The organism is Bacillus sp. FSL W8-0640, from assembly GCF_038007725.1.
In the GTDB taxonomy this organism is placed as follows: domain Bacteria; phylum Bacillota; class Bacilli; order Bacillales; family Bacillaceae_G; genus Bacillus_A; species Bacillus_A cereus.
Map to the genome: position 1 here is coordinate 4,754,889 of NZ_JBBOXT010000001.1, position 21,631 is coordinate 4,776,519.

Here is a 21,631-nt window from a genome sequence, read left to right on the forward strand (position 1 = left end):
AATACTATTTTATTTCTCGCACATTCCCCTTCACTTTCTCAATAATATCTTCTATACGCTCCGCTATACATTCCGGCTCCCATTCTCCCTCACCGTGCATAGCTGTATAAACTGGACAGTTCTCATCATTACTATCTACAAAAATCGGGTCTCCAAGATATGAATCTATCCCTATTACAATCCATCCTTCTTTCCAATCTCCTTCTTCATTCCCGACTAAGCTTTGTCCTTCTTCATCAAAACTATAACCAAGTTGCCCTTCTTCTATTTCTTCACTATTAAACAATTCTATCGTCATAGGTTCAGATTCATACTCTAGCTCAATTTCATTATCATCAGCACGATCTACATGTGCTAAAAGTTGTTTAATTTTATTATGGTTAATCAAGATATCTTCTCCATTCTATCTTTTAAAAATCTAATTTTATTCATAATGAGCTGCCGCAAGTAACATTTGAGCAATAAACTTCCATGAAATATTTTCTGGAAACTTCTCTCCTTGATTTATATAAACCGATTCACAAGAACCTAACCAACTATTTAATGCCTCTAAATAAGTCTCTACCTCTACATTCTCCCATTCATCTCTATTCACTTTAAAATCCTTTTGGAGGTATACAAGAAATTTTAATAAATCTTCTTTAGAATTTACGTGATCGAGGTATTCATACACATCCATACTCCGTCCCTCCCTCTATTGCATGTTATCTAAACTAACTATAATATATGACATAAGATTCTTAAAACTATTATTTGAGGTGATCGAATATGAAGAGTACAATTTGGGCAGACGATGACTATTTAAAACTAGCACCCATTAACGATGAACTAATCAAAAAAGCAGAAGAAGTACTGAACGTAAAGCTTCCAGAATCATATATAAACCTTCTAAAAGAACAAAATGGGGGAACTCTTCGTCTCGATGTTCACCCTACTTCAAAGCCAAATTCTTGGGCAGACGATCACGTTAATGTATCTGGTTTATATGGTATTTCTTTTGATGAAAATGAATCTAGTATTTTAGAGAGCCGCTATTTAATTCGAGAATGGGAAATGCCTGAGAATATCATACTTTTATCTGGTGATGGACATACATGGATTGCATTAGACTATCGAAATGTAGCTGAAAATCCTCCAGTTATATTTATCGATAATGAGTTTGAGGAAATTATTGAATTAGCACCTAACTTTGAAAGTTTCTTACAAAACTTAACTACTTATGGATATGACGAAGAATAAGCCTGGCTCTAAAAAGGAGCAAGATTTTATTACAAATTTACACGCCACTTTAAAACCACTCGGCTTTAAGAAAAAAAGACATACATTTTTCAAAGCTGAAAACGGATTTTATAAGCTCATTAACATACAAAAAAGCCAGTTTGGAGATGACTTTTATATAAATATAGGAGTCCACCCTATCGGTCTCCCGCAGCTTATTACGCACCAATTACAAATAAAAGAAAACATTTCAATATTCGATTGCATTCTACAAACGAGAATAGAGCCTATACATATCAAACAGAACCAGCTATTGCATAATGTTTCACATGAAACTATCAACATTCCGAATTACCTTTCTACTATTTTCGACTGGTTTCAAACGTGGACATCTTATGAAAATTTAGTGGAAATAAATATACATTCCATTACTCCGGTACTAGCTGTCGTTCCAATATTAGAAGAAAAAGCGTTTCTACTTCTTACTTGTTTTTCTTTCTACAAATTAAAACAGTACGAACAAGCTAATCGCTACTTACAGCAATATTTACATTGCACCGTGCATCTGAATACTAAGGAAAAAGAGTCCATATTCTTTCACGAAGTTGATATGTATATGAAAAAACTAGTAGAAAGTGCAATGTAATTTCACATTGTTCTTTCTACTAGTCCTTTATCACAATTTTATATCCTATCCTACAACTCCCAAGTAATATTCATTTCTGCAAATGACTCCTTACTAGCTTCCAATCCTTCGCTATCTTCCGTTCCAATCATTGCTACTTCTTCTTTAGACAACTTAATTTCCTCATTTGGCCTTTGGATTTTTTTCTCATACACGAGTTGTAAAAGCTCTATTTGTTCCTCTGTCAGTTCATACTCTTCTTCCAGTCTTTCCATTGCTGATTCTGTATCAAGTAATGGAATTTCTAATAAGAATCCGCCGTGCTCTTCCATCTCTTCAAATGAATCAATTGAATACGCACCACTATCCTCAATCCAAAATGCAGTTGTAATAAAAGGAACTGTTTCGCCTTCTACTTCTTCTAATACGTATTGAAGTGCTTCTTCTTTCGCAATATCTATTACTTCCGAAGGTGCCCCTTCAAAATAACTTTTCGCATCAATCCACTCATCCATTCTCTCACTATTCACATCTTGAAGACATACAATCGTGTAATTCGGATGAAACGTAATTACCCCTTGTCCGCCTTGGCTATCTTGCATACTATAGTTAAATCCATCCCATGAACTTTCATGTGAGAAATCTGGACAATGCGCTACATTAATTGCATGGGCAATCGAATTTAAAACGCATCCTTTCCATAATTGTTCTCTATCTATATGTAATTTATATTTACTCATCATCTTCCCCCATGCACATATTTTTTCTATTATCTTTCCTCTACACAATACTTGTAAATACTTTTCTATCTACTACAAAATAAAAAAGACAATACACCACACTGTATTGTCCATTTTCTTCCCTACCATTTCTCTCTACACATCTCAATTAAATGTAGTAAGTACCTCTTCGTCATATCTGCCCTTCTCCACCTTGAGAGCATTCGCTTTTCTTTTGGGTTCTGCCGTATTCTCGCTACTTCTTTTAATAAAAGCTCCCATTCTTCCGCTGAACGTTCTGACAAGTATTGCAAGCCTCTATCTTTTGAAACGATTGTTTTATGATCTAGTGTATATAAAATACGTCCCATCGTAACGACAGCTGATTCTACCCACTCTTCTATAAAAAATAAATATGGCTTCTTCGCCTTTTCACTCCAGTACTGTTCTACGTTGTATTTCATCGTATTTACTACATCATTCCATTGTATTTGCAGTGGAAGATCTTCTGCTTCTTTTCCGGTAACTGTAATGCCTTGATTTTTCAACGTCCACCATGTGACCGCATTAATGTCCCAATGACCAACATTAGCTTTACCATCTGCACAATACACGTACTCGTTCATTTCATCATTGTATTTCCCTAAGTCAGCAAGCGGAATATACATACCGTCCATTCTTTTACCTAGCATATTATCACTAAGTTTCTTATGTAGTTCCACAAGCTGCTGTTTTTCAGCTTCATTCACGGAATCATTTATCACTGTAACAAAATCAACATCGCTCGTTTCCTTATGAAATGCACCTAGTGCGATGGATCCGTAAATATATACCCCGACTATTTTTTCATCCAAAAAAATTTCTTTTAATTCTACTGTGTACCGCTCCATTAACTGCTCTACTTCCGTTGGTAACGCATGCTTCACTCCATTTTTCATATCTATCCCTCCAATAAAAAAAGCCTTTGCAAATTCGCAAAGACTTCTTGTTTTATAAATATTTCTCGATTTCTTCGTAAACATCCTTCAAACGAGGATTTCCTTCTCCAACAATTTCTCCATTTACAAGAACGACCGGATAAAATAAATCTTCTTCCACTACGCGCTCTGCGAATGCTTTTTTATCCGCATCTTCTTGTTCTTCTTGGAAATCAATATACTCGAAATTAAATTTATTTTCTTGTCCTTCATATTTACGACCAATTGCCGCTTGTAACCACTCAAACGTTTCTGTTGAAGATGGCATTCCAACGCAGCTCGCACAAATTACTTTCGTCCCATACACTTGAACATTAACCATTTCTTCTCCCCCACTTCTTGTCCCAACAGTATATTCAGATGTCTTATTACATAAGCACATCATTTTACAAACTTATTCCATACCCCTATACTGAAAAAACACGATACAAAATTTCGACAATAAAACAAGAAGAGAAAAAATAGATTTTCCCCTCTATCTTGATTATAATAAAACTGATGAAAGGAGTCGATAAAAATGGAAAACCCACATATGCAAGAACAAGTATTAGAAGTATTAGATAAATTACGTCCATTCTTACTTCGCGATGGCGGAGACGTTGAATTAGTAGACATTGAAGAAGGTATCGTAAAACTACGCCTTATGGGTGCATGCGGAAGCTGCCCAAGTTCTACAATCACACTAAAAGCTGGTATCGAGCGCGCGTTACTTGAAGAAGTACCAGGCGTTATCGAAGTAGAACAAGTATTTTAATTAAAAGCGGAAGCGGCTCGTTCAGAACAGGAGGTCATTGGAGCTCCTGACGAAGAGGCGCTTTTTGCCTCACAGGAAGGCGCGAAATGGCCGACTGTTCTAGCCGCTGGAGCTAGATACTAATCTAAAAGCGGAAGCGGCTCGTTCAAAATGTGAGGGGGATGGAGCTTCTGACATAGAGGCGTTTTTTGCCTCGGCGGAAGAAGCGAAGCCACCGAACATTTTAGCCGCTGGAGCTGGATATTATCTAGCGGCTCGTTCAAAGTCACTTGCTAAAAGGAGACCAAATTTGGTCTCCTTTTTTTATTCAAATCGCATTTATCCGTTAACATCATAAAACAAAATTGGAAATCCCTCTCAAAAAATGCGATAATTAATACTATATAGTGAATCGTTCACACATATAAAGTAAAAAACATAGGGGGACGACAGATGCCAAAAATGGGGAACACTTTTTTAACAATTCAAGAACTAGAAAAGAAAAAAGAATATTTATTAGGCCTTTCATCCGTTATACCAACATGGAATACAAGCTATCAATTTTTATTTAAAGAAATCCAGCAAGAATTATTGGGTAAAGTAAATGAAAAACTCGAAGGGCATCAGTTCGTTTTAAATATATGTGCAGATCAGCAGGTAGGGGCATAATGTATTACATAAAATTGTGGTATAAAAAAGAGACCTCCATCGGTCTCTTTTTTATACTTTTAAGATAGCCAATCTAATTTTCTAATCCCAAGCTTATCTACTGGTAAACGAAGCGAGCCATAAAAATGCTTCATAAATTGCTCTGAGCGGTTCACATCGTGTAAAATGGCTTCTAAGCGATCTCTATATATGCTTTTTTGTTCTTCGTTTCCAGTTTGGTAATATCGTTCGACCGTTTCAAAATAGTGAAGCGGGAACAGGAGCCTTGCAAATAATAAGCGCCAGCCAAATGAGGATAGCGAATAATTCCGTTCATAATCCGTAACAAATTGAACGATTGTTTGCTCCCAGTCTTTCTTTTTTTCTATCGTCATATGGCGGATCCATTCTGCAATATCTCGACTCGGGTGATCATACACCCAATCAAAAGGAAGTTTGAGACGCTTCGTTTGATGCCATAATAAAGGTGTGAATCGTTCTTGGCAAATTGTTGCTGCATCCGTTAGTTGCGGCGTATCATCCATTTCTGTATCGACAACATATTGAATGGCATTTTCTGCAACTCCTAAGTAATACGGGAAGGATTCAATAAACAATTGATCGAATACATCTGAAGGGTGGTTCATCACTTGTGATTGCCAAAACTTTTCTAATTGATCGAGCCTTTTTTCCCATAACGCTTTCCATTCACCAATTCGGCTTAATTGCTCAATTTCTTCTGGAAAGAATGCACCTCGTTTATGGAATATAGAAAGCTCACTTCCTAATGACATAGCATGTCGTTCTAACGTGCGCATACCTTTTAATAAGCAATAATTTTGTTCTTCTATCTCACTTACATAGTAGCCGTGTATAGTCGGAACGAAAGTCGCTACAGTTATATCCCCTTGCTGGTTCATATAATCACTGAGCTTTTTCATCTCTACAAGTACTTCTTCCTCCATTTCTCCAATTGGAACAAGTACATAAATTTTGTTGCGAATCCAAAAGCTTTTATAGGGGCCAAGGGGGATTAATTCTTTAACATGCATGTGATAATGCTCATAAATATGCTGAATCATCGCAGTCGCCACCTATGGTTTTTCTTTATATATATGAGCTTGTGCTCGCCTTTCATTCCTATGCACATGATAAAGCAACGAAACGTATACAAATACTAAAAAGAAAAAAAGGTGATAAACATGAAAGAATCAAATCAACTACAAGAAAGAGCATTAAAACTATTACAAGAACGCGGTGTAACAATTGACGATATTGCTGAACTTGTTCATTTTCTTCAAAAAAAATATCATCCAAATTTAGAGATGTCAGAATGCCGTTACAATGTAGAACGTGTACTATCAAAACGTGAAGTACAAAACGCACTGATTACTGGTATCGAGCTTGATGTCCTTGCTGAAAAGGGAATGCTAAGTGAACCGTTACAAGATATTGTAAAACGTGATGAAGGCTTATACGGAATTGATGAAGTTATCGCACTTTCTATCGTGAATGTGTACGGCTCTATCGGTTTCACGAACTTTGGATATATTGATAAATTAAAACCTGGTATTTTAGAATACTTAAATGATAAATCAACTGGAAAGGTGCACACGTTCCTTGATGATATCGTTGGCGGAATCGCTGCCGCTGCTTCAAGCCGTTTAGCGCACCGAGCTGAGCACTCAGAATAATAGTGTTTTCTAGGCCGTCAGGTTCATGCTGACGGTCTTTCATATTCCATCAGCATAAATTCTCTTCCGCGACTCAAAAAAATAGGCCCTTGCTTAAATCCGATATTTTTATATAACGTAATCGCTCTTGTATTAAATGTCGCTACGCTTAATCGAAACATTTTTGCATTAAACTCTTTCGTGGCAAACGCTATTCCAGCTTGGAAGAATTCTTTCCCCATTCCTTTCCCGGTTAACGCCGGCTTCATGCCAAGTCCGGTATCAATCACATCTTCTCCACCATATAAATGAGCATCTCTTCCACCTGGTACTTGTGCATTTGCTCCAAAACAAAAATAACCGATGAAGTCTCCTTGATCATCACAACAGCCATAATACGTTCCATCTAATAGCTCTTCCATTACTTCTTTCTCGCCTGAAAAACTATATAAATTATATGGTTCCTCGTACGTCCAAGTATTTATCTCATTTGCTTCTTCCTCTGTTAATTTATGTATATCCACTTTCTCTTTCCCCCTATTATATTTCTATTAACAATATTCGATATTCATCTTATAATTCATCTTTCTCAATATATTTTTTTAATTTCTTGCTTCATTTTTATGGAAGATTTTTCTTATTATGTTACGATTAAACAGAATCATTATAAATAAGGTGGTGACAATTTGAATTACTTTTCTTATCTCTCCTCAGAAGAACGGCAAAATTTTTTCTATAAAGAACCTCTTAATTTTTCAAAAAATATAGGAAAAGAACAACTAGCTTACGCACTAGGCGCTACACTATATACTCCTGGCACGAAAGAAACGATTGCGGAAGATATAATTAGAAGGAAACATGTGGATGCTATCTCAATTATTCTTTGTCTAGAGGACGCTATAAGCGATGAGGAAGTAAAACTTGCAGAGCAAAACATCGTCGTTCAAATACAGCAAATCGCTAACTTAGTCAGTGCCAACATACTAAATCAAGCAGACATCCCACTCCTTTTTATTAGAGTTCGACAGCCAAGTCAAATGAAGAAAATTGTTACTGAATTAGGTAGTGCCGTTCATTGTTTATGTGGTTTTGTCTTTCCAAAATTCACACCGATTAACGGAAAGACTTATATCGATCAGCTTGCATATATAAACGAGTTATACTCATTATCGCTATATGGCATGCCGATTTTAGAATCACCCGAAATTATGTATAAGGAAACACGGGCAGAATCATTATTACAAATAAAGGATTTACTAGATTCTTATCACGATTACATCTTAAATGTACGTATTGGTGCTACTGATTTTTCAAGTATATTTAGTATTCGGCGTAATAAATACACACCTATCTATCATATTACTGTTGTCCGTGATTGTATTTCAGACATTATTAACGTTTTCTCAAGGGCAACAAATGAATATATTATTTCAGGATGTGTATGGGAATATTTTTCTAATGATCATGAAGAAGGGCTTATTCAAGAGGTATCACTTGACCATGCAAATGGCTTAATCGGAAAGACAGTTATTCACCCATCTCATATTAAAGTTGTACAGGCAATGCACATTGTCACAATGGAAGATTATTTAGATGCGAGATTAATTTTACAAAATGCAGATACGTATAATGGAGTGCTAAAAAGCAGTTTTTCTAACAAAATGAATGAAGTAAAACCTCATTATGGGTGGGCTCGCAAAACCATTTTAAAATCTAATATTTACGGGGTGCTACATGAAAACAAACAATTCACCGATCTCCTTATTACAAACGCAAAGCAACACGTATAACGTTTTAAATAATATACAAGTTCATGTAGAAGTACGTGATAATCCATATAATTTAGCGCTAGACAATCTTTTTCAAATGGCTGCGAGAATAAATAAGAAACGTAGTTTTTTATTTGTGAGTACAATCCTTGGAAAGCATCTTCCTATTAAACCTGCAGTCTCTCTATCAAGTGGAGTTGCTCTCGCTGCAAGATATATGGAAATACTACATAATATTTCTCATCCATTTCAAAAAGAAATTTTAAATCTCATTTCATTAGAAATTGATGAAATCCCAGAGGAAGTATTTCGTTATCAATATCCTCTGCAAGAAGAAGTTTTGTTCATCGGATTCGCTGAAACAGCGACATCACTTGGTCATTCTATGTTTCAATGCTTTCAAAATGCAAAGTATGTACATACAACTAGGGAATCGATACCCCACCTAGAATCTGTCATTACATTTGAGGAAGAACATTCTCATGCAACATCACACCGTTGTTATGTAGATGAAAGCTTTTTTCAAAACAACAATCCAATTGTTCTCGTAGATGATGAGATGACAACAGGAAAAACAGCATTAAATATTATTAGATCTATTCAAAATAAATTCCCACGAGAAGAATATATAATTGCTTCTTTGTTAGACTGGCGTTCTCATACTAATAGAAAACAATTTAAACAATTAGAAGAAGAACTTCAAATTAAGGTTCATGTTATTTCTTTATTAGAAGGCAGTATTCATACAACTGGCCAACCATTAAATATTGCAAAAAAAGAGATTCAAATTGAAGAAACAAAACCTGATTTCAAAAAACATACCCTTACCTGCCTAAAATCACCCTATACATCAAATTATATAAAATATACTGGGCGATTTGGCATTTCAGCATATGAACAAAAGCACATTCATTCTTTCGCCCAAGAAGCAGGAAAAACTTTAAAAAGAGAAAGAATTGGAAAACGAACACTCTGTCTCGGAACGGGTGAATTTATGTATATCCCAATGAAAATTGCTGCTGAAATGGGTGAAAATATTTTATATCAATCTACAACAAGAAGCCCTATCCATTCTGTTTCAAATGATGTGAACTACGCCATTCATAATCATTTCTCATATCCAAGTCCTGAAGATTCTACTATTACAAATTACTTTTATAATATTTCACCTCATGATTACGATGAAGTATTTGTTTTCATTGAGCGTGATTTAGGGGAAGAAGCCCTATCTCCTCTTCTACAGCAGTTACAAACAGTTATTCCTTTTATTCATATCGTCTCATTTTCAAATAGCATAGAAAAGGAAGGTTGATAATTATGGTAAAATTAAATTCTCATATTAGTAGTTACAATCCAAATGATGCTATTTTTCTATTAAAAGATATTAGTGATTTAATGAAAGAAAGTTCCACGGAAACTAGAGAACAAGCAATTCAAGCTGGCACACATTATTCCGAAATGTTACCAATGGAATATAAACCCTCTAAAGCGTATATGGATTTATTCTTTTCTTCCCTGCAACAATACAAACACAAACTAGCCATCGCTGTTGGAGTTGTCGCCGAACAGATTATACAAACTAAAGGAACTAACCTTGTCCTCGTTTCATTAGCTCGTGCTGGTACACCTATTGGCATTCTTATCAAACGCTACATACGCTATCAATACAACCTTGATGTACCTCACTATTGTATTTCTATTGTTCGCGGACGCGGTATTGATGAAAATGCACTCCATTATATTTTGGAACATCACCCTAAAGAAACAATTCAATTCATTGATGGGTGGACTGGAAAAGGTGCAATAAAAAAAGAATTAGAATATGCAGTACACACATTTAACGAACGAAATAATACACACATTTCTCATTGTATGGCTGTGCTTGCTGATCCCGGTTACTGTACTTCAATTTACGGTACACGTGAAGATTTTCTTATTCCTAGCGCTTGCTTAAATGCAACAGTCTCTGGACTCATTAGCCGCACTGTACTAAATGACACCTATATCGGTCCAAATGATTTTCATGGTGTTAAATATTATAAAGAGCTAGAACAAGAAGACTTATCAAATTTATTCATTGATGAGGTAACAGATTTATTCCCTTCTGTTCATTCTCATATAGATAATCAATTACGTTATATTACTTCAACTTACACTGATCCCTCTTGGCAAGGATTAAAAGATATACAGTCTATCCAAAATCACTTTGAAATTGACGATATTAACTTAATCAAACCAGGAGTGGGCGAAACAACTCGTGTATTACTCCGGAGAATACCATGGAAAATTTTAATACGGAAGCAAAACAATCCCGATTTAAAGCATATTTTACTTCTTGCTAAAGAAAAGAATGTCCCTATTGAAATCTATGAGAATATGGCTTATTCATGTTGCGGGCTCATTAAGCCTCTTAAGAGGGAAACGATATGATTTTCGCCAGTGATCTTGATCAGACGCTTATTTATTCCCGGAAATCGTTTCGTGCCCCTATAGAAGATGAATCAATTCAACTCATTGAAACTTTAGATGGGAAAGAAATTTCTTTCATATCACATAAAACCATTTCACTACTAAAAAAATTGCAACTGCACTCACATTTCATCCCAGTTACAACAAGAACTATTGAGCAGTTTCAGCGTATTTCTTTATTCCAAGACGAAATCATTCCCGAATACGCCATTACAAGTAACGGCGGTAATATCCTTCATAACGGTAAACAAGATGGTACTTGGAACAGGATAGTAAAAGAAAGACTATCGTTTGAATGTATAGAGGGAAACGACATACTAAAGGAATTTGGACAAATAGCTCATAAAGATTGGGTTATATCACAAAAAACAGCTGATGATCTATTCCATTATTGCATTATTAAACGGGAGAACATTCCTTATGATGAATTATCATCCTTCACTTCCTGGTTAGACAAACAAGGCTGGAATCATTCACTTCAAGGTAGAAAGCTATACTTTGTACCAAAACCAATTAACAAATGGGACGCCGTGCAATATATAAAAGAAATTTTGCAAATAGATACGATTATTACAGCTGGGGATTCTTTACTTGATTTATGCATGCTTGAAAAGGCGAACCATGCCTTTGCACCACTTCATGGTGAGTTAGGGGCAATGCATGATAACTTACAACCTCATATTTTAAAAACAGACGCAATCGGCATATATGCCGCAGAAGAAATCGTAAATAAATCACTTCAAATTATTCACAGTTCATTACCTACCTCATGATCATAATATGCACAATTGCATACGCACCACAATTAAACAAATGGTACAATCTATTTGAATCGCTGTTGCTACACTTCTTGATTAAAGAAAAGGCGTTAACACGGAAATTAGCGTCTTATCAACCTCAAGCAATTGGCACATTTTGTCATCTTAAAAGACACTCCACGAGTGTCTTTTTTTCTATATCCAACAAGGACTTACTCATTTCAAAGTATAAATACATAAAATAATGTAAATCATTACACGCATGAATCACTTTCTAAAAGTTATAAAGTAGATTCAAAATAAAAAAGCACTCTTAACTAGAGTGCTTTTTACTTTCAAACAAGGAGGCTACATATATGGATAGTACTCTCGTATTTAACTTCGGCATTGGTATTGTCATTATTTTATTTGTCTTTTTTGTACTTTGTATGAGCGGGGTATAAAAAGGCGATTTTCGGGCGTCTTTTTATACATACATATGTATTACTTGACTTCTATAAAGGTAGTAACCATAATAGTTACAGATATACAAATAACTATTCACATATCCACAAATAGGAGGAAGAAAAATGAAACATGTAATCGTTTATGCACACCCGAATACAGAAAGCTTCAACCATGCGATTTTAGAAACGGTAAAAAGTGAATTAGAAGGAAAAGGTCACGAAGTACGCGTTCGCGATCTATACGAATTAAACTTTAATCCAGTATTAGGCGCTTCCGATTTCATCTCATTTTCTAAAGGAAATACACCAGAAGATATTAAAGAAGAACAAGAGCATATCTCTTGGGCTGACAGCATTACATTTATTTATCCAGTTTGGTGGGCGGGACTTCCTGCTATTTTAAAAGGATACGTTGACCGTGTGTTTAGCCATGGATTTGCTTATGCTTACGGTGAAAACGGTATTGAAAAGTTATTAAGCGGTAAAAAAGGATTGTTATTATCTACAATGGGTAATACGAAAGAGGCATACACAGCAGGCGGCATGTTTGATGCAATGAAGAAAACAGCGGATGTTGGTATTTTTGAATTTACAGGCATTGAAACAATTGAGCATACATTCTATACAAGTGTTCCTTCTGTGGATGACAGTGTGCGTAAACAATATCTTGAAGAGGTTAAAGACGTTGTGAATCGTGCTTTTTAATAAAATTATATCAGCGATTTTCTAAATATATCGGCGATTTTTCAAATATATCGACTTACCGACAAAAATCGACACTAGTCACAACTGAATGTTAGCCTACACCAATCGGGCTGCCCGCAAATATTAGAAAAAAAGCTGTTCCAAAGTTTGGAACAGCTTTCTTCATTACATCTTCTCAATCCACTCCGTCAAGTTATGCACAACTTGCGTTGGTTGTACTTCGTATTCTGTTAACTTCTCCACAGTTGTGACTCCAGTGTGGACAAGAAGGGTATGCATGCCAGCATTTATTCCTGCTAAAATGTCTGTATCGTAGTTATCCCCAACCATTAATGCTTCATTTTTTTCTATGCCAAGTACTTTTAAAGCTTGTTCCATAATGATTGATTCTGGTTTTCCGATAAAGATTGGATCCACACCTGTTGATACTGCTACAACTGATGTTAATGAACCATTACCTGGTAATAATCCTCGCTCAGTTGGGATGGCAATATCCCCATTTGTAGAAATAAACGTCGCGCCATTACGCACAGCAAGACACGCTTTTGCTAACTTTTCATATGTGATGTCACGATCTAAACCAACAACAACGAAATCAGGATTTTCATCCACAAGTTCAAATCCTTTTTCCACAAGTGCATCGTGTAAGCCTTCTTCACCAATCATATATACAGTTGCGTCTTGTTTACGTTCATAAATGAAGTTCGCAGTCGCCATACTCGTTGTGAATACTTGCTCTGCTTTCGCTGGAATATCGAAACGAACAAGTTTTTCTGCCACTTGTTCTGGTTTACGCGTTGAGTTATTCGTAACGAATAAATAAGGAATGCCGCGCTCTCCTAATGCTTTTACGAAGTCGCTTGCCTCTTCAATTTGTTCTTCTCCGCGATACATCGTACCGTCTAAGTCAATTAAGTAACCTTTATACATCGATTATGTCTCTCCTTCTATGCTAACGTTCTCACCTTATCATACCACTCTTATATTACCCGCTTTTTCCAAAGAAAAAAACGCTTTACCTAAAAGCGCCCCATAACGTTCATTTTTTCTCTTTTACTTGGTAAGAACAACTACAATCGCCCTCACACATATTTGCTAACGTCTTTACATCTGCTCCTGCAAATAAACGCTTATACATCTCTTTTTCATCTTCACATACTTGCGGGAATCTCTCTGCAATTTCCTTTAACGGACAGTTTTGTTTTTCAATTACGAAAGAATTCTCTCCATCTCTCTTTATTTGAACCATATAACCGTTTTTCTCTTGCATAGCTGCTATCTCTTGCACTTTATATGCTAAATTCTTTTGATTACTCACTCTCTTTTGTAACTGTTCTTCCATTCGCTTCGTTCTCTCCTTTAAAACGTAACGAAGTATTTTTTCATCACCCATTCGAGCTAAATCTTCTAGCATATCAATCGCAAATTGCTTATACTCTTTCGGGAATGTATCTTCTCCCTTTTCACTTAATCCATACAAATAAGTTGGTCTTCCGACATGTTGCCTTACCATCTTAGAATAAATGAGTCCGTCTTTCTCAAGATTACTTAAATGTCTTCGGATCGCCATTTCTGTAATCTCTAAAACGTCAGCTAGTTCAGCTACCGTGTGCTCTCCCTTTACTTTCAACAATTGTACAATTTCGTCTTTCGTCGTACGTGCTTCCCCCATACTTCACCCTTCTCCCTTTTCTTTCTCACATACAATATAAGATCCCCAAAAGGCATTCTCTGGGGATCTTATAAGCATAATTATTCTGGTACAAATGCAGATACAGGTCCTAATTCCTTTTCTAAATAACTGCGAATATTTGCTGGGTATTTCTCTACCACTGCAATATGTTTTTGAATCGTCTTATATAATTCATCATGATTCATTTGAATATAGTCTTGCGTAAGCATTTTTCGAAGAAGGATAATTTCTTTCATCCCTTGTCCATCTTCTTCACTTATCACTCGCTCGTCCATTAAAATATCAATAATATCTTCATAGCTTCCTGGATCGCGCATAATAAATCCATCAATCATCGCATTCCCGGCATCTAATACACAATCAATAATAAGATGGGCTATGCGCTCTAATGCGTAAAATTCAAACTCGGTTTCATATATCTTTTTCTCTTGAAATGTACTTGTTGCTCGTTCTAAACATACTAGCATTTGTTCTATTTTCTTTCTGTCTACAAAATACATGAATGTCACCTACCTGGAAATTAAAGCATTTACATTTTAATTGTAACGCTTTCTTCTGAAAAAATCGACAATTTTTCGAATTCACCTTTTCTCCGTTATTTGTTATAGTTATATTTGTATGATTTTTGAAATTGGAGGAATGGAATCTTGGAACGTGAACTCGCACTAGAAATTGTCCGTGTAACAGAAGCAGCAGCCTTAGCATCCGCACAGTGGATGGGCCGCGGAAAGAAAAATGAAGCAGATGATGCAGCAACTACAGCAATGCGTGATATGTTCGATTCAGTAAACATGGCAGGTACAGTTGTAATTGGTGAAGGAGAACTTGATGAAGCACCGATGTTGTATATTGGTGAAGAACTAGGAACAGGTAACGGTCCAGAAGTAGACATCGCCGTTGATCCATTAGAAGGTACAAACATCGTTGCAAAAGGTCTTGCAAATGCAATGGCAGTTATTGCAATCGCAGACAAAGGGAACCTTCTTCATGCTCCTGATATGTACATGGAAAAAATCGCGGTTGGTCCAAAAGCAGCTGGTAAAATTAGCTTAGATGATCCAATTGAAAAAACAATTGAAATTGTAGCAGAAGCTAACAATAAAAAGATTCGCGATCTAACAGTTATCGTTCAAGAACGTGAACGTCATCAAGATATTATTGACCGTGTTCGTGCAAAAGGTGCACGCGTAAAATTATTTGGTGACGGTGATGTTGGTGCGTCAATCGCAACAGCACTACCTGGAACGGGTATCGACTTATTCGTAGGTATTGGCGGAGCTCCAGAAGGTGTTATTTCTGCAGCAGCATTAAAGTGCCTTGAAGGTGAAATGCAAGCTCGTTTAGTTCCAATGAACGAAGAAGAAGAAGCTCGTTGTCGTGAAATGGGATTAGAAGATCCTCGTCAACTTCTTATGTTAGATGACTTAGTATCTGGGGATGATGCAATCTTCTCAGCAACTGGTGTATCTGCTGGTGAGTTATTAGACGGTGTTAAATTCCTTGGTGGAGATTTAGCTGAAACATACTCTATCGTAATGCGTTACAAAACAAGAACAGTACGATTCATTAAAACGCATCACCATTTAGATCATAAACCACACTTAAACTTAGATATTTAATAAAGGAGCCATGTGTATGGAAGAACGTTTCTTTCTGTACGACGATACTGTCGCTACAAAAACTCGTTTCGTTAGCTTTATGGGAGAAAATGAGCGTCACGATTTAGCGCTATTATACTCCGATCGTCATTACGGTAAAACAATTGTCCTTGATATGCAACGCAATAAATTTGCAATCATCGGTGCTGACGATTTAAACGAACCAGGCTACTTAGAGCACGCATTTTCTATGACTGAAGAAATTGCAGAAGAATTACGCTCATTTTTATTTGAACTTATATAATTTATCGTATGCACCAGCTATTTTAGCTGGTGTTTTTTCATTGTAAGTATTTTTAATTTTCAAACTAATATGTTATAATTAAGAATAAATCTATTTGGATAGAAAAGACGTTATCTACGTATGCCAACATTTACTTTGTAATGGACCAGCAATTGGATAGCATTACTCTCAAAAAAGCACCACGCTTTTTCAAGGGAGTAGTCTGCCCATTCCCATTACAAAGGAACGTAACGCATCTGTAGTATGATGTTTACGGAGGTTCCTAAGGGAACCTCCTTTTATTTTTGTCTTTTTCTCATGTCTTCATACTACAAGACATCCAAATAGCTGTATTACGTTCCTTTGCCACTACTATAAGAGGTGAAGGAAAATGCAGAAAGTACAACTTTCTTGGAGTTTATATGAAAATGAACAAAACACAATCGAAAAGTATTGTAAAAATTGCAGACGCACTACCCTATTTACCGACACAAATATTCGTAGGCATAACGCCAACGGAAAAAACATATACCGCTTTGCCATTTATAAATGTCCGAAAGATCATACGTGGAATCAAAAACTGCGTATTTATAAATCATTTACTGATCACGTTGAAACAGTCGATATGACGCAGCAAGATCAAGCCGAAACAACTACTACTATTTCCATTATGCAACATAAAGAAAACGGCATAGCTAAAATCACGATCGTATTAGACATCGTTTTCGGTTCCCACCGCATCGATAAAGCCTTATCCACATATATTTCCGACTGGAGCCGTACACGCATTGTGGATAAAATTAAAAATGGGGATATTCAATTGAATGGACAACAAATGAAGCCAAATACAATACTATCTGAAGGAGATTATATCTCGATTTGTTTATAATGCAAAAAATCCTCTTACAATCGTAAGAGGATTTTTTTATTTCTTCACTTTTCGCAATACGAAGTGTGCACAACCGAAGTTACAGTACTCGTATAAATACTCCGTTAACGTACTAATTTTCGTATCATATGTCGCACGTTGGTTACTATCATCAAAGAATCCGCGCAGTCTAAGTTGCTCATATCCCCAGTCTCCAACGATATAATCATATTTATTTAAAATTTCTGCATAGCGCTCTTTAAATGCTTCTTCACTAAAACCGTCACGAAAGTTTTTAATTACTTCGTACTGCACATTATTAATGCTCACCGTAGCATGAATCTCTTGCTTTTGCTCCATCATTAACTTCCTCTCTAAGCATTCTTCTTTTTATCGTATCACAAAGCATAACAACCAACAATTTCAAATACAAAAAATTGAAAATTAGTGCATGCTATGGAGAAGGAGGTGATACATCGTGAAAAAACAAATTATACTCTCTCTCCTCACTCTTTCCTTATTTGCAGGCTGCCAATCAACGAATAAAGCCGAAATGGAACGTGAAGAAGGAAGCCGTGTTCTTGTTTCCAACAAAAACGACATGTATCATACGGAAAATACAAATACACGATTAACGAGAGTCGGTTATTCATCTAAACAAAAGCATGAAGTGTCTAACAAACAAGTAGGGGCCATTAACCGTGAGAAAGTCGCTGAAATGATTACAAGCATGACAGTCAAACTTCCTGACGTTACAAACGCTGCTACGCTCGTTACCGATGATGAAGTATTTGTTGTATACCGTGCAAACACAACGGATCCAAAACTCGTAGCGGATCAAGTATATAGAGCTGCTTTGTCCATCGTCCCTCGCTATTATAAAGCATATGTATCAACAGACCAAAAGTTGATTTCCCAAATTCAAGGTCTTCAATCTGGCGCATTAAATGATACAGAATATACGCAAAGCCTCGATATGCTAAAACGTGAAATGAGTAAAAATCCTCATTTGAACAATACGGGAGATCAGACTTTGAATGATATGATTAAAAAGTAAAACAGGTGGAGAAAATCTCCACCTGTTTTACTTTTTATTTTTTATTACGATCCGCATAAACCTCCATCGCATCACACATAAACTGCGCTAACCCTTCACCAAACTTATCGATATTTTTCGTAAAGCGCTCATCAGCGACGTACATTTGACCAAGTCCTTTAAAAGCATCTAATGAATATTCACCGAAGTTTTGCAAGTAATCGTACCACACCCCAATTGCTTCTTGTGCCTCTTTAGAATCTGGTGCTCCGTGTCTAAGCGCTGCTAAATTTCTATAAATAGCATTAAACTCCTCTTGGTTCTCTTTTGACATACCTTTTGCATATTCATTTGCTTTATCTACAGCTGCGTCTCCCCATTTTTCACGTGCTTCTTCTTCATATGGGTTATGGCTGAAATCGAATCCTTCAAATTTCTCTTTGTTCGTCATTTCAATCTCTCCTTTTGTATGCTGAATTGTTTTATCAATCGTCGCAATCACCTTATCTAATCTAGCACGCTTTTCAAGAAGCATTTTCTTATGAAGCTCTAGTGCCTCTTCGCGATCAAATGATGGACTCATGATAATCTCTTTAATTTTTTTCAAAGGGAAGCCAAGCTCTTTAAAAAACAAAATTTGCTGCAATGTCTCTAAATTTTCATTGGAATACAGACGATATCCAGACTCTGTCGTCTCGTCTGGGGTTAACAACCCAATTTCATCGTAATGATGCAGTGTGCGCACACTAATTCCAACTAAATCAGCTACTTCTTTTACTCTCATTGTCATTTGTATCTCCCCCTTAGTACATACGATAAAGTATGACGCAACGTTAGAGTCAATAAGTAAATTCATTTTATCTTAAAAAGTTTCATCTCTCCTATATTTGATGCATAATAGTTATGTACATATATTAGAAAGCGGTGAAAGTATGGTTTCAAATACTGTAATTGCCAGCATCATCTTTCAACTCATTGTCTCGATTCTGGTCCCAATTATTGTACTCGTTTATTTCCGTAAAAAATATAATATGAATTGGAAAGTGGTCGGCATTGGTGTTCTTATCTTTATCGGATTTACCCAAATTCTTGAAACACCATTCCACCTATTTATACGCGGTAATCCAACAATCGCTCCATTTTTAGAAAATCCGTTTGTCTTCGCAATTTATGGCGGATTGACTGCTGGTATTTTTGAAGAATTAGGACGCTTCGTTGCCTTCTTCTTCTTACTAAAAAAATATCTAGAATATAAAGATGGCTTCGCTTATGGAATTGGTCACGGCGGAATTGAATCTATTTTAATTGGCGGTTTTTCTGCATTACAAGCATTAATCTTTGCTAATTCTATTAACGATGGTAGCTTCGCTCGACTGATTGAACAAAAACCCGAGCTGAGCATTTTACAGGACATGTTAATTCAGCAACCTGCCTACTTATACTTCCTTGGTAGCTTAGAAAGAATTATGGCACTCGTGCTTCAAATTGCCTTTACAATGCTTGTTTTATACGCAGTAAAACAGAAGAAATATATCTTCCTAGTATACGCTATACTATTCCACGCATTTGTAGACTTTTTCGCGGCACTTTACCAAACAAAAACAATCAATATCTTCGTTGCAGAAGGAATTACACTTCTTTGTACAATTGGCGCTGTCGTTCTTATTCGCAAAATGAAAGCGAAATTAATGAGTGTACCGGAGTAAAAAATAAACCACCAATTGGTGGTTTATTTTTTATGGATTGTCGCAATGATGATAGCTTTTTCCTTCTTGCAGCTCCCTCTTTGTTTCTGCATCTATAACGATATATTTATGAAACTCTTCTACTTCATTTTGAGAAAAGGAAGCAAAAAAATAAACTTGGCGATCAGGATGAACAAAAAAATCTTGAAGCATCACACTACTCCGACAACCCACGGCTGTTTTTTGTAGGAAAGAAAATTCTTCATCGGGCACTTCTTTAAATAAGATTTTTTTCGAACACTATATGCTGCATTATTGTATTCTTTATAGATTTTCTTATCTAACTGTTTATAAAAAATATCCTCACTCACAAATGACTTATTTCGATTGCTTGGATAATTTACTTTTTGATTCGACTCTGCATAAGTTGTGGACAAGTGTATAAAAAAACAAAGACTAACTACAATACATATCATTTTATTCATGATTGCACCTCAAATGTTCATTATCCACATTACTTTTCCACATATTTAAATCCATATGCCGTTTTACAAGAAAAAGGAATTATTTCCACATTTGTCGAAGTATATAGCGTCAACTTGAAAGATGGGGATGAATTATGAAGAAAATTATTGTAATACGACATTGTTCAGCAACTGGGCAAAAACGTGATGCTGAATTAACGACCGATGGAAAAGACCAAGCAAATACCCTTGCTACATTTCTCTTAGAAAATCATCTACAAATCGATCATATTATTTCAAGCCCATTTGTCCGAGCTATCGATTCCATTCGGCCCTATGCGCTCCAAGCTAACTTATCTATCCAAGAAGATGAACGATTAACTGAACGCATATTGAGCAACGTTCCAATGGATGATTGGATGCAAAAACTAGAATCTACTTTTACAAATATAGATATTGCCTTTTCAGGCGGAGAGTCAACAAAACAAGCAACAGACCGTGCCATATCGCTTATTCAAGACGTTTTACAATTAAACCATACAACAACACTACTTGTTACACATGGCAATTTACTTACGCTCATTTTAAAGCATTTTAATCATACGATTGGCTTTAATGAATGGAGAACTTTAACGAATCCTGATATTTACGAAATTACAATCGACGAACAATGTATCATAAAACGCTTATGGGAAGCATCGTCTAAGTAATATCCCTTTCCAAAACATTCAGTTGACGCCACGAGAAGAAACTGTACTAATAATAGAAAGGGGTATCACTCCATATGTACGAAGATGTACTTGCTCTACTACATAAAACAAATGTTTCTTATGAAAAATTTGAACACGAACCAGTACTCGATTATGAGACAGATCGGATTGTACGTGAGAGACTCGGCTTACAAGGCACTCCAAGTAAAAGCTTATTTTTAAAATCAAAGTCTGGAGATTATTACGTATTTTTTACGTTAGAGGGCACAAGGCTCAACCGGGGAGAGATGAAAGAACTAACAGGAGAACGCTTATCTCTCTGTTCTCCTGATGAACTGCGAGACAAAACTGGTTGTACGCCGGGATGTGTGGCTCCTTTCGGATATTCACACGATGTAACAATTATTGTGGATAACGCTATTTATACGTACGATAAAATTTTAATTACACCTGGTGTACCTGAATTTACAATTGAATTATCCACAGAAGAATTAAAAAAGATTTTATTAACATGTCCAAATACCGTTTTAGAGTATAAACAAAAAGAGAGCTAA

General features: G+C 36.0%; 29 protein-coding genes and 1 pseudogene. 17 read left to right on the forward strand and 13 right to left on the reverse strand.

Going from position 1 to position 21,631, the window contains the following annotated elements; genetic code table 11:
- Positions 1-4 precede the first annotated feature (4 nt).
- Positions 5-388: a hypothetical protein gene (locus N2V80_RS24690; protein ID WP_000607080.1), complete on the reverse strand. Its 384-nt coding sequence runs from the start codon at positions 386-388 to the stop codon at positions 5-7.
- Positions 389-424: 36 nt separating this feature from the next.
- Complete coding sequence (locus N2V80_RS24695; RefSeq protein WP_000383681.1) at positions 425-679, reverse strand: DUF7660 family protein; 255 nt, start codon at positions 677-679, stop codon at positions 425-427.
- Between the two features lie 89 nt (positions 680-768).
- On the opposite strand from N2V80_RS24695, the gene N2V80_RS24700 reads away from it, so the two are divergent.
- Both N2V80_RS24700 and N2V80_RS24705 read left to right on the forward strand, forming a co-directional pair.
- Positions 769-1,239, forward strand: a complete 471-nt coding sequence (locus N2V80_RS24700) for an SMI1/KNR4 family protein (RefSeq protein WP_061654815.1) — start codon at positions 769-771, stop codon at positions 1,237-1,239.
- Positions 1,226-1,864, forward strand: coding sequence for a DUF4304 domain-containing protein (locus N2V80_RS24705; RefSeq protein ID WP_061654818.1), 639 nt, complete (start codon positions 1,226-1,228; stop codon positions 1,862-1,864). Before N2V80_RS24700 ends, N2V80_RS24705 begins: the two co-directional genes overlap by 14 nt.
- Before the next feature lie 50 nt (positions 1,865-1,914).
- Here the strand turns inward: N2V80_RS24705 and N2V80_RS24710 are convergent, their stop codons facing one another.
- The 3 genes from N2V80_RS24710 to N2V80_RS24720 form a co-directional block, all read right to left on the reverse strand.
- A complete protein-coding gene (locus N2V80_RS24710) occupies positions 1,915-2,583 on the reverse strand; it encodes a hypothetical protein (protein WP_061654814.1) in 669 nt (222 codons plus the stop codon).
- A gap of 122 nt (positions 2,584-2,705) precedes the next feature.
- The gene (locus tag N2V80_RS24715; RefSeq protein ID WP_001986998.1) at positions 2,706-3,500 is read right to left on the reverse strand and encodes a nucleotidyltransferase domain-containing protein; all 795 of its coding nucleotides are present in this window, start codon (positions 3,498-3,500) and stop codon (positions 2,706-2,708) included.
- Positions 3,501-3,552: 52 nt separating this feature from the next.
- Entirely contained in the window at positions 3,553-3,861 is a 309-nt protein-coding gene (locus N2V80_RS24720) for a YuzD family protein (protein ID WP_000248588.1), read from the reverse strand.
- Positions 3,862-4,056: 195 nt separating this feature from the next.
- Here N2V80_RS24720 and N2V80_RS24725 point away from each other — a divergent pair, with 195 nt between their 5' ends.
- Both N2V80_RS24725 and N2V80_RS24730 read left to right on the forward strand, forming a co-directional pair.
- The gene (locus N2V80_RS24725; RefSeq protein WP_000431159.1) at positions 4,057-4,293 is read left to right on the forward strand and encodes a NifU family protein; all 237 of its coding nucleotides are present in this window, start codon (positions 4,057-4,059) and stop codon (positions 4,291-4,293) included.
- Positions 4,294-4,725: 432 nt separating this feature from the next.
- On the forward strand, positions 4,726-4,941 hold the full coding sequence (locus N2V80_RS24730) for a hypothetical protein (protein WP_016118827.1): 216 nt from the start codon (positions 4,726-4,728) through the stop codon (positions 4,939-4,941).
- A 59-nt stretch (positions 4,942-5,000) separates the two neighbouring features.
- On the opposite strand, the gene yutH is transcribed toward N2V80_RS24730, so the two are convergent.
- A complete protein-coding gene (yutH, locus tag N2V80_RS24735; protein ID WP_000614218.1) occupies positions 5,001-6,002 on the reverse strand; it encodes a spore coat putative kinase YutH in 1,002 nt (333 codons plus the stop codon).
- Between the two features lie 120 nt (positions 6,003-6,122).
- Between yutH and N2V80_RS24740 the strand changes: the two genes are divergently transcribed.
- Positions 6,123-6,614: a phosphatidylglycerophosphatase A family protein gene (locus tag N2V80_RS24740; RefSeq protein WP_000665094.1), complete on the forward strand. Its 492-nt coding sequence runs from the start codon at positions 6,123-6,125 to the stop codon at positions 6,612-6,614.
- Between the two features lie 23 nt (positions 6,615-6,637).
- On the opposite strand, the gene N2V80_RS24745 is transcribed toward N2V80_RS24740, so the two are convergent.
- Positions 6,638-7,117, reverse strand: coding sequence for a GNAT family N-acetyltransferase (locus N2V80_RS24745; protein ID WP_016110886.1), 480 nt, complete (start codon positions 7,115-7,117; stop codon positions 6,638-6,640).
- 162 nt (positions 7,118-7,279) lie between these two features.
- Between N2V80_RS24745 and N2V80_RS24750 the strand changes: the two genes are divergently transcribed.
- From N2V80_RS24750 to N2V80_RS24770, 5 genes are all read left to right on the forward strand, one after another.
- Complete coding sequence (locus N2V80_RS24750; protein WP_001106078.1) at positions 7,280-8,383, forward strand: HpcH/HpaI aldolase/citrate lyase family protein; 1,104 nt, start codon at positions 7,280-7,282, stop codon at positions 8,381-8,383.
- Positions 8,328-9,674 (forward strand): phosphoribosyltransferase family protein, encoded by a 1,347-nt coding sequence (locus N2V80_RS24755; protein WP_000856300.1) that lies wholly within the window; start codon positions 8,328-8,330, stop codon positions 9,672-9,674. Before N2V80_RS24750 ends, N2V80_RS24755 begins: the two co-directional genes overlap by 56 nt.
- A 5-nt stretch (positions 9,675-9,679) precedes the next feature.
- The gene (locus tag N2V80_RS24760) at positions 9,680-10,792 is read left to right on the forward strand and encodes a cysteine protease StiP family protein (RefSeq protein ID WP_000239908.1); all 1,113 of its coding nucleotides are present in this window, start codon (positions 9,680-9,682) and stop codon (positions 10,790-10,792) included.
- Positions 10,789-11,604, forward strand: coding sequence for an HAD family hydrolase (locus N2V80_RS24765; protein ID WP_000575383.1), 816 nt, complete (start codon positions 10,789-10,791; stop codon positions 11,602-11,604). Before N2V80_RS24760 ends, N2V80_RS24765 begins: the two co-directional genes overlap by 4 nt.
- A gap of 554 nt (positions 11,605-12,158) precedes the next feature.
- On the forward strand, positions 12,159-12,740 hold the full coding sequence (locus tag N2V80_RS24770) for an NAD(P)H-dependent oxidoreductase (RefSeq protein ID WP_000683436.1): 582 nt from the start codon (positions 12,159-12,161) through the stop codon (positions 12,738-12,740).
- A 165-nt stretch (positions 12,741-12,905) separates the two neighbouring features.
- Here N2V80_RS24770 and N2V80_RS24775 read toward each other — a convergent pair whose 3' ends face one another.
- From N2V80_RS24775 to N2V80_RS24785, 3 genes are all read right to left on the reverse strand, one after another.
- On the reverse strand, positions 12,906-13,670 hold the full coding sequence (locus N2V80_RS24775) for a TIGR01457 family HAD-type hydrolase (protein WP_000276467.1): 765 nt from the start codon (positions 13,668-13,670) through the stop codon (positions 12,906-12,908).
- Between the two features lie 109 nt (positions 13,671-13,779).
- On the reverse strand, positions 13,780-14,412 hold the full coding sequence (locus N2V80_RS24780; RefSeq protein ID WP_000503346.1) for a helix-turn-helix transcriptional regulator: 633 nt from the start codon (positions 14,410-14,412) through the stop codon (positions 13,780-13,782).
- 80 nt (positions 14,413-14,492) lie between these two features.
- Positions 14,493-14,933, reverse strand: a complete 441-nt coding sequence (locus N2V80_RS24785; RefSeq protein WP_000273999.1) for a DUF86 domain-containing protein — start codon at positions 14,931-14,933, stop codon at positions 14,493-14,495.
- A gap of 147 nt (positions 14,934-15,080) precedes the next feature.
- Between N2V80_RS24785 and glpX the strand changes: the two genes are divergently transcribed.
- The 3 genes from glpX to N2V80_RS24800 all read left to right on the forward strand — a co-directional run bounded on the left by glpX (position 15,081) and on the right by N2V80_RS24800 (position 17,203).
- Positions 15,081-16,052 carry a class II fructose-bisphosphatase gene (glpX, locus tag N2V80_RS24790; protein WP_000439090.1) on the forward strand — a complete coding sequence of 324 codons (972 nt, stop codon included), beginning with the start codon at positions 15,081-15,083 and terminating at the stop codon, positions 16,050-16,052.
- A 16-nt stretch (positions 16,053-16,068) separates the two neighbouring features.
- The gene (locus N2V80_RS24795; RefSeq protein WP_000392606.1) at positions 16,069-16,335 is read left to right on the forward strand and encodes a DUF3055 domain-containing protein; all 267 of its coding nucleotides are present in this window, start codon (positions 16,069-16,071) and stop codon (positions 16,333-16,335) included.
- A gap of 370 nt (positions 16,336-16,705) precedes the next feature.
- Complete coding sequence (locus N2V80_RS24800) at positions 16,706-17,203, forward strand: hypothetical protein (RefSeq protein ID WP_001174575.1); 498 nt, start codon at positions 16,706-16,708, stop codon at positions 17,201-17,203.
- A 36-nt stretch (positions 17,204-17,239) separates the two neighbouring features.
- On the opposite strand, the gene N2V80_RS24805 is transcribed toward N2V80_RS24800, so the two are convergent.
- Positions 17,240-17,542 carry a YutD family protein gene (locus tag N2V80_RS24805; RefSeq protein ID WP_000435943.1) on the reverse strand — a complete coding sequence of 101 codons (303 nt, stop codon included), beginning with the start codon at positions 17,540-17,542 and terminating at the stop codon, positions 17,240-17,242.
- Between the two features lie 118 nt (positions 17,543-17,660).
- Here N2V80_RS24805 and N2V80_RS24810 point away from each other — a divergent pair, with 118 nt between their 5' ends.
- On the forward strand, positions 17,661-18,239 hold the full coding sequence (locus tag N2V80_RS24810) for a YhcN/YlaJ family sporulation lipoprotein (protein ID WP_000744038.1): 579 nt from the start codon (positions 17,661-17,663) through the stop codon (positions 18,237-18,239).
- 34 nt (positions 18,240-18,273) lie between these two features.
- Here the strand turns inward: N2V80_RS24810 and N2V80_RS24815 are convergent, their stop codons facing one another.
- Complete coding sequence (locus tag N2V80_RS24815; RefSeq protein ID WP_000178769.1) at positions 18,274-19,008, reverse strand: MerR family transcriptional regulator; 735 nt, start codon at positions 19,006-19,008, stop codon at positions 18,274-18,276.
- 100 nt (positions 19,009-19,108) lie between these two features.
- On the opposite strand from N2V80_RS24815, the gene N2V80_RS24820 reads away from it, so the two are divergent.
- Positions 19,109-19,924, forward strand: a complete 816-nt coding sequence (locus tag N2V80_RS24820) for a YhfC family intramembrane metalloprotease (RefSeq protein ID WP_002005924.1) — start codon at positions 19,109-19,111, stop codon at positions 19,922-19,924.
- 30 nt (positions 19,925-19,954) lie between these two features.
- Here N2V80_RS24820 and N2V80_RS24825 read toward each other — a convergent pair.
- Positions 19,955-20,388 (reverse strand): annotated as a pseudogene (locus N2V80_RS24825) (hypothetical protein).
- A 134-nt stretch (positions 20,389-20,522) separates the two neighbouring features.
- Here N2V80_RS24825 and N2V80_RS24830 point away from each other — a divergent pair.
- Positions 20,523-21,077: a histidine phosphatase family protein gene (locus N2V80_RS24830; protein ID WP_000721050.1), complete on the forward strand. Its 555-nt coding sequence runs from the start codon at positions 20,523-20,525 to the stop codon at positions 21,075-21,077.
- A 74-nt stretch (positions 21,078-21,151) separates the two neighbouring features.
- The gene (locus N2V80_RS24835) at positions 21,152-21,631 is read left to right on the forward strand and encodes a YbaK/EbsC family protein (RefSeq protein ID WP_000272747.1); all 480 of its coding nucleotides are present in this window, start codon (positions 21,152-21,154) and stop codon (positions 21,629-21,631) included.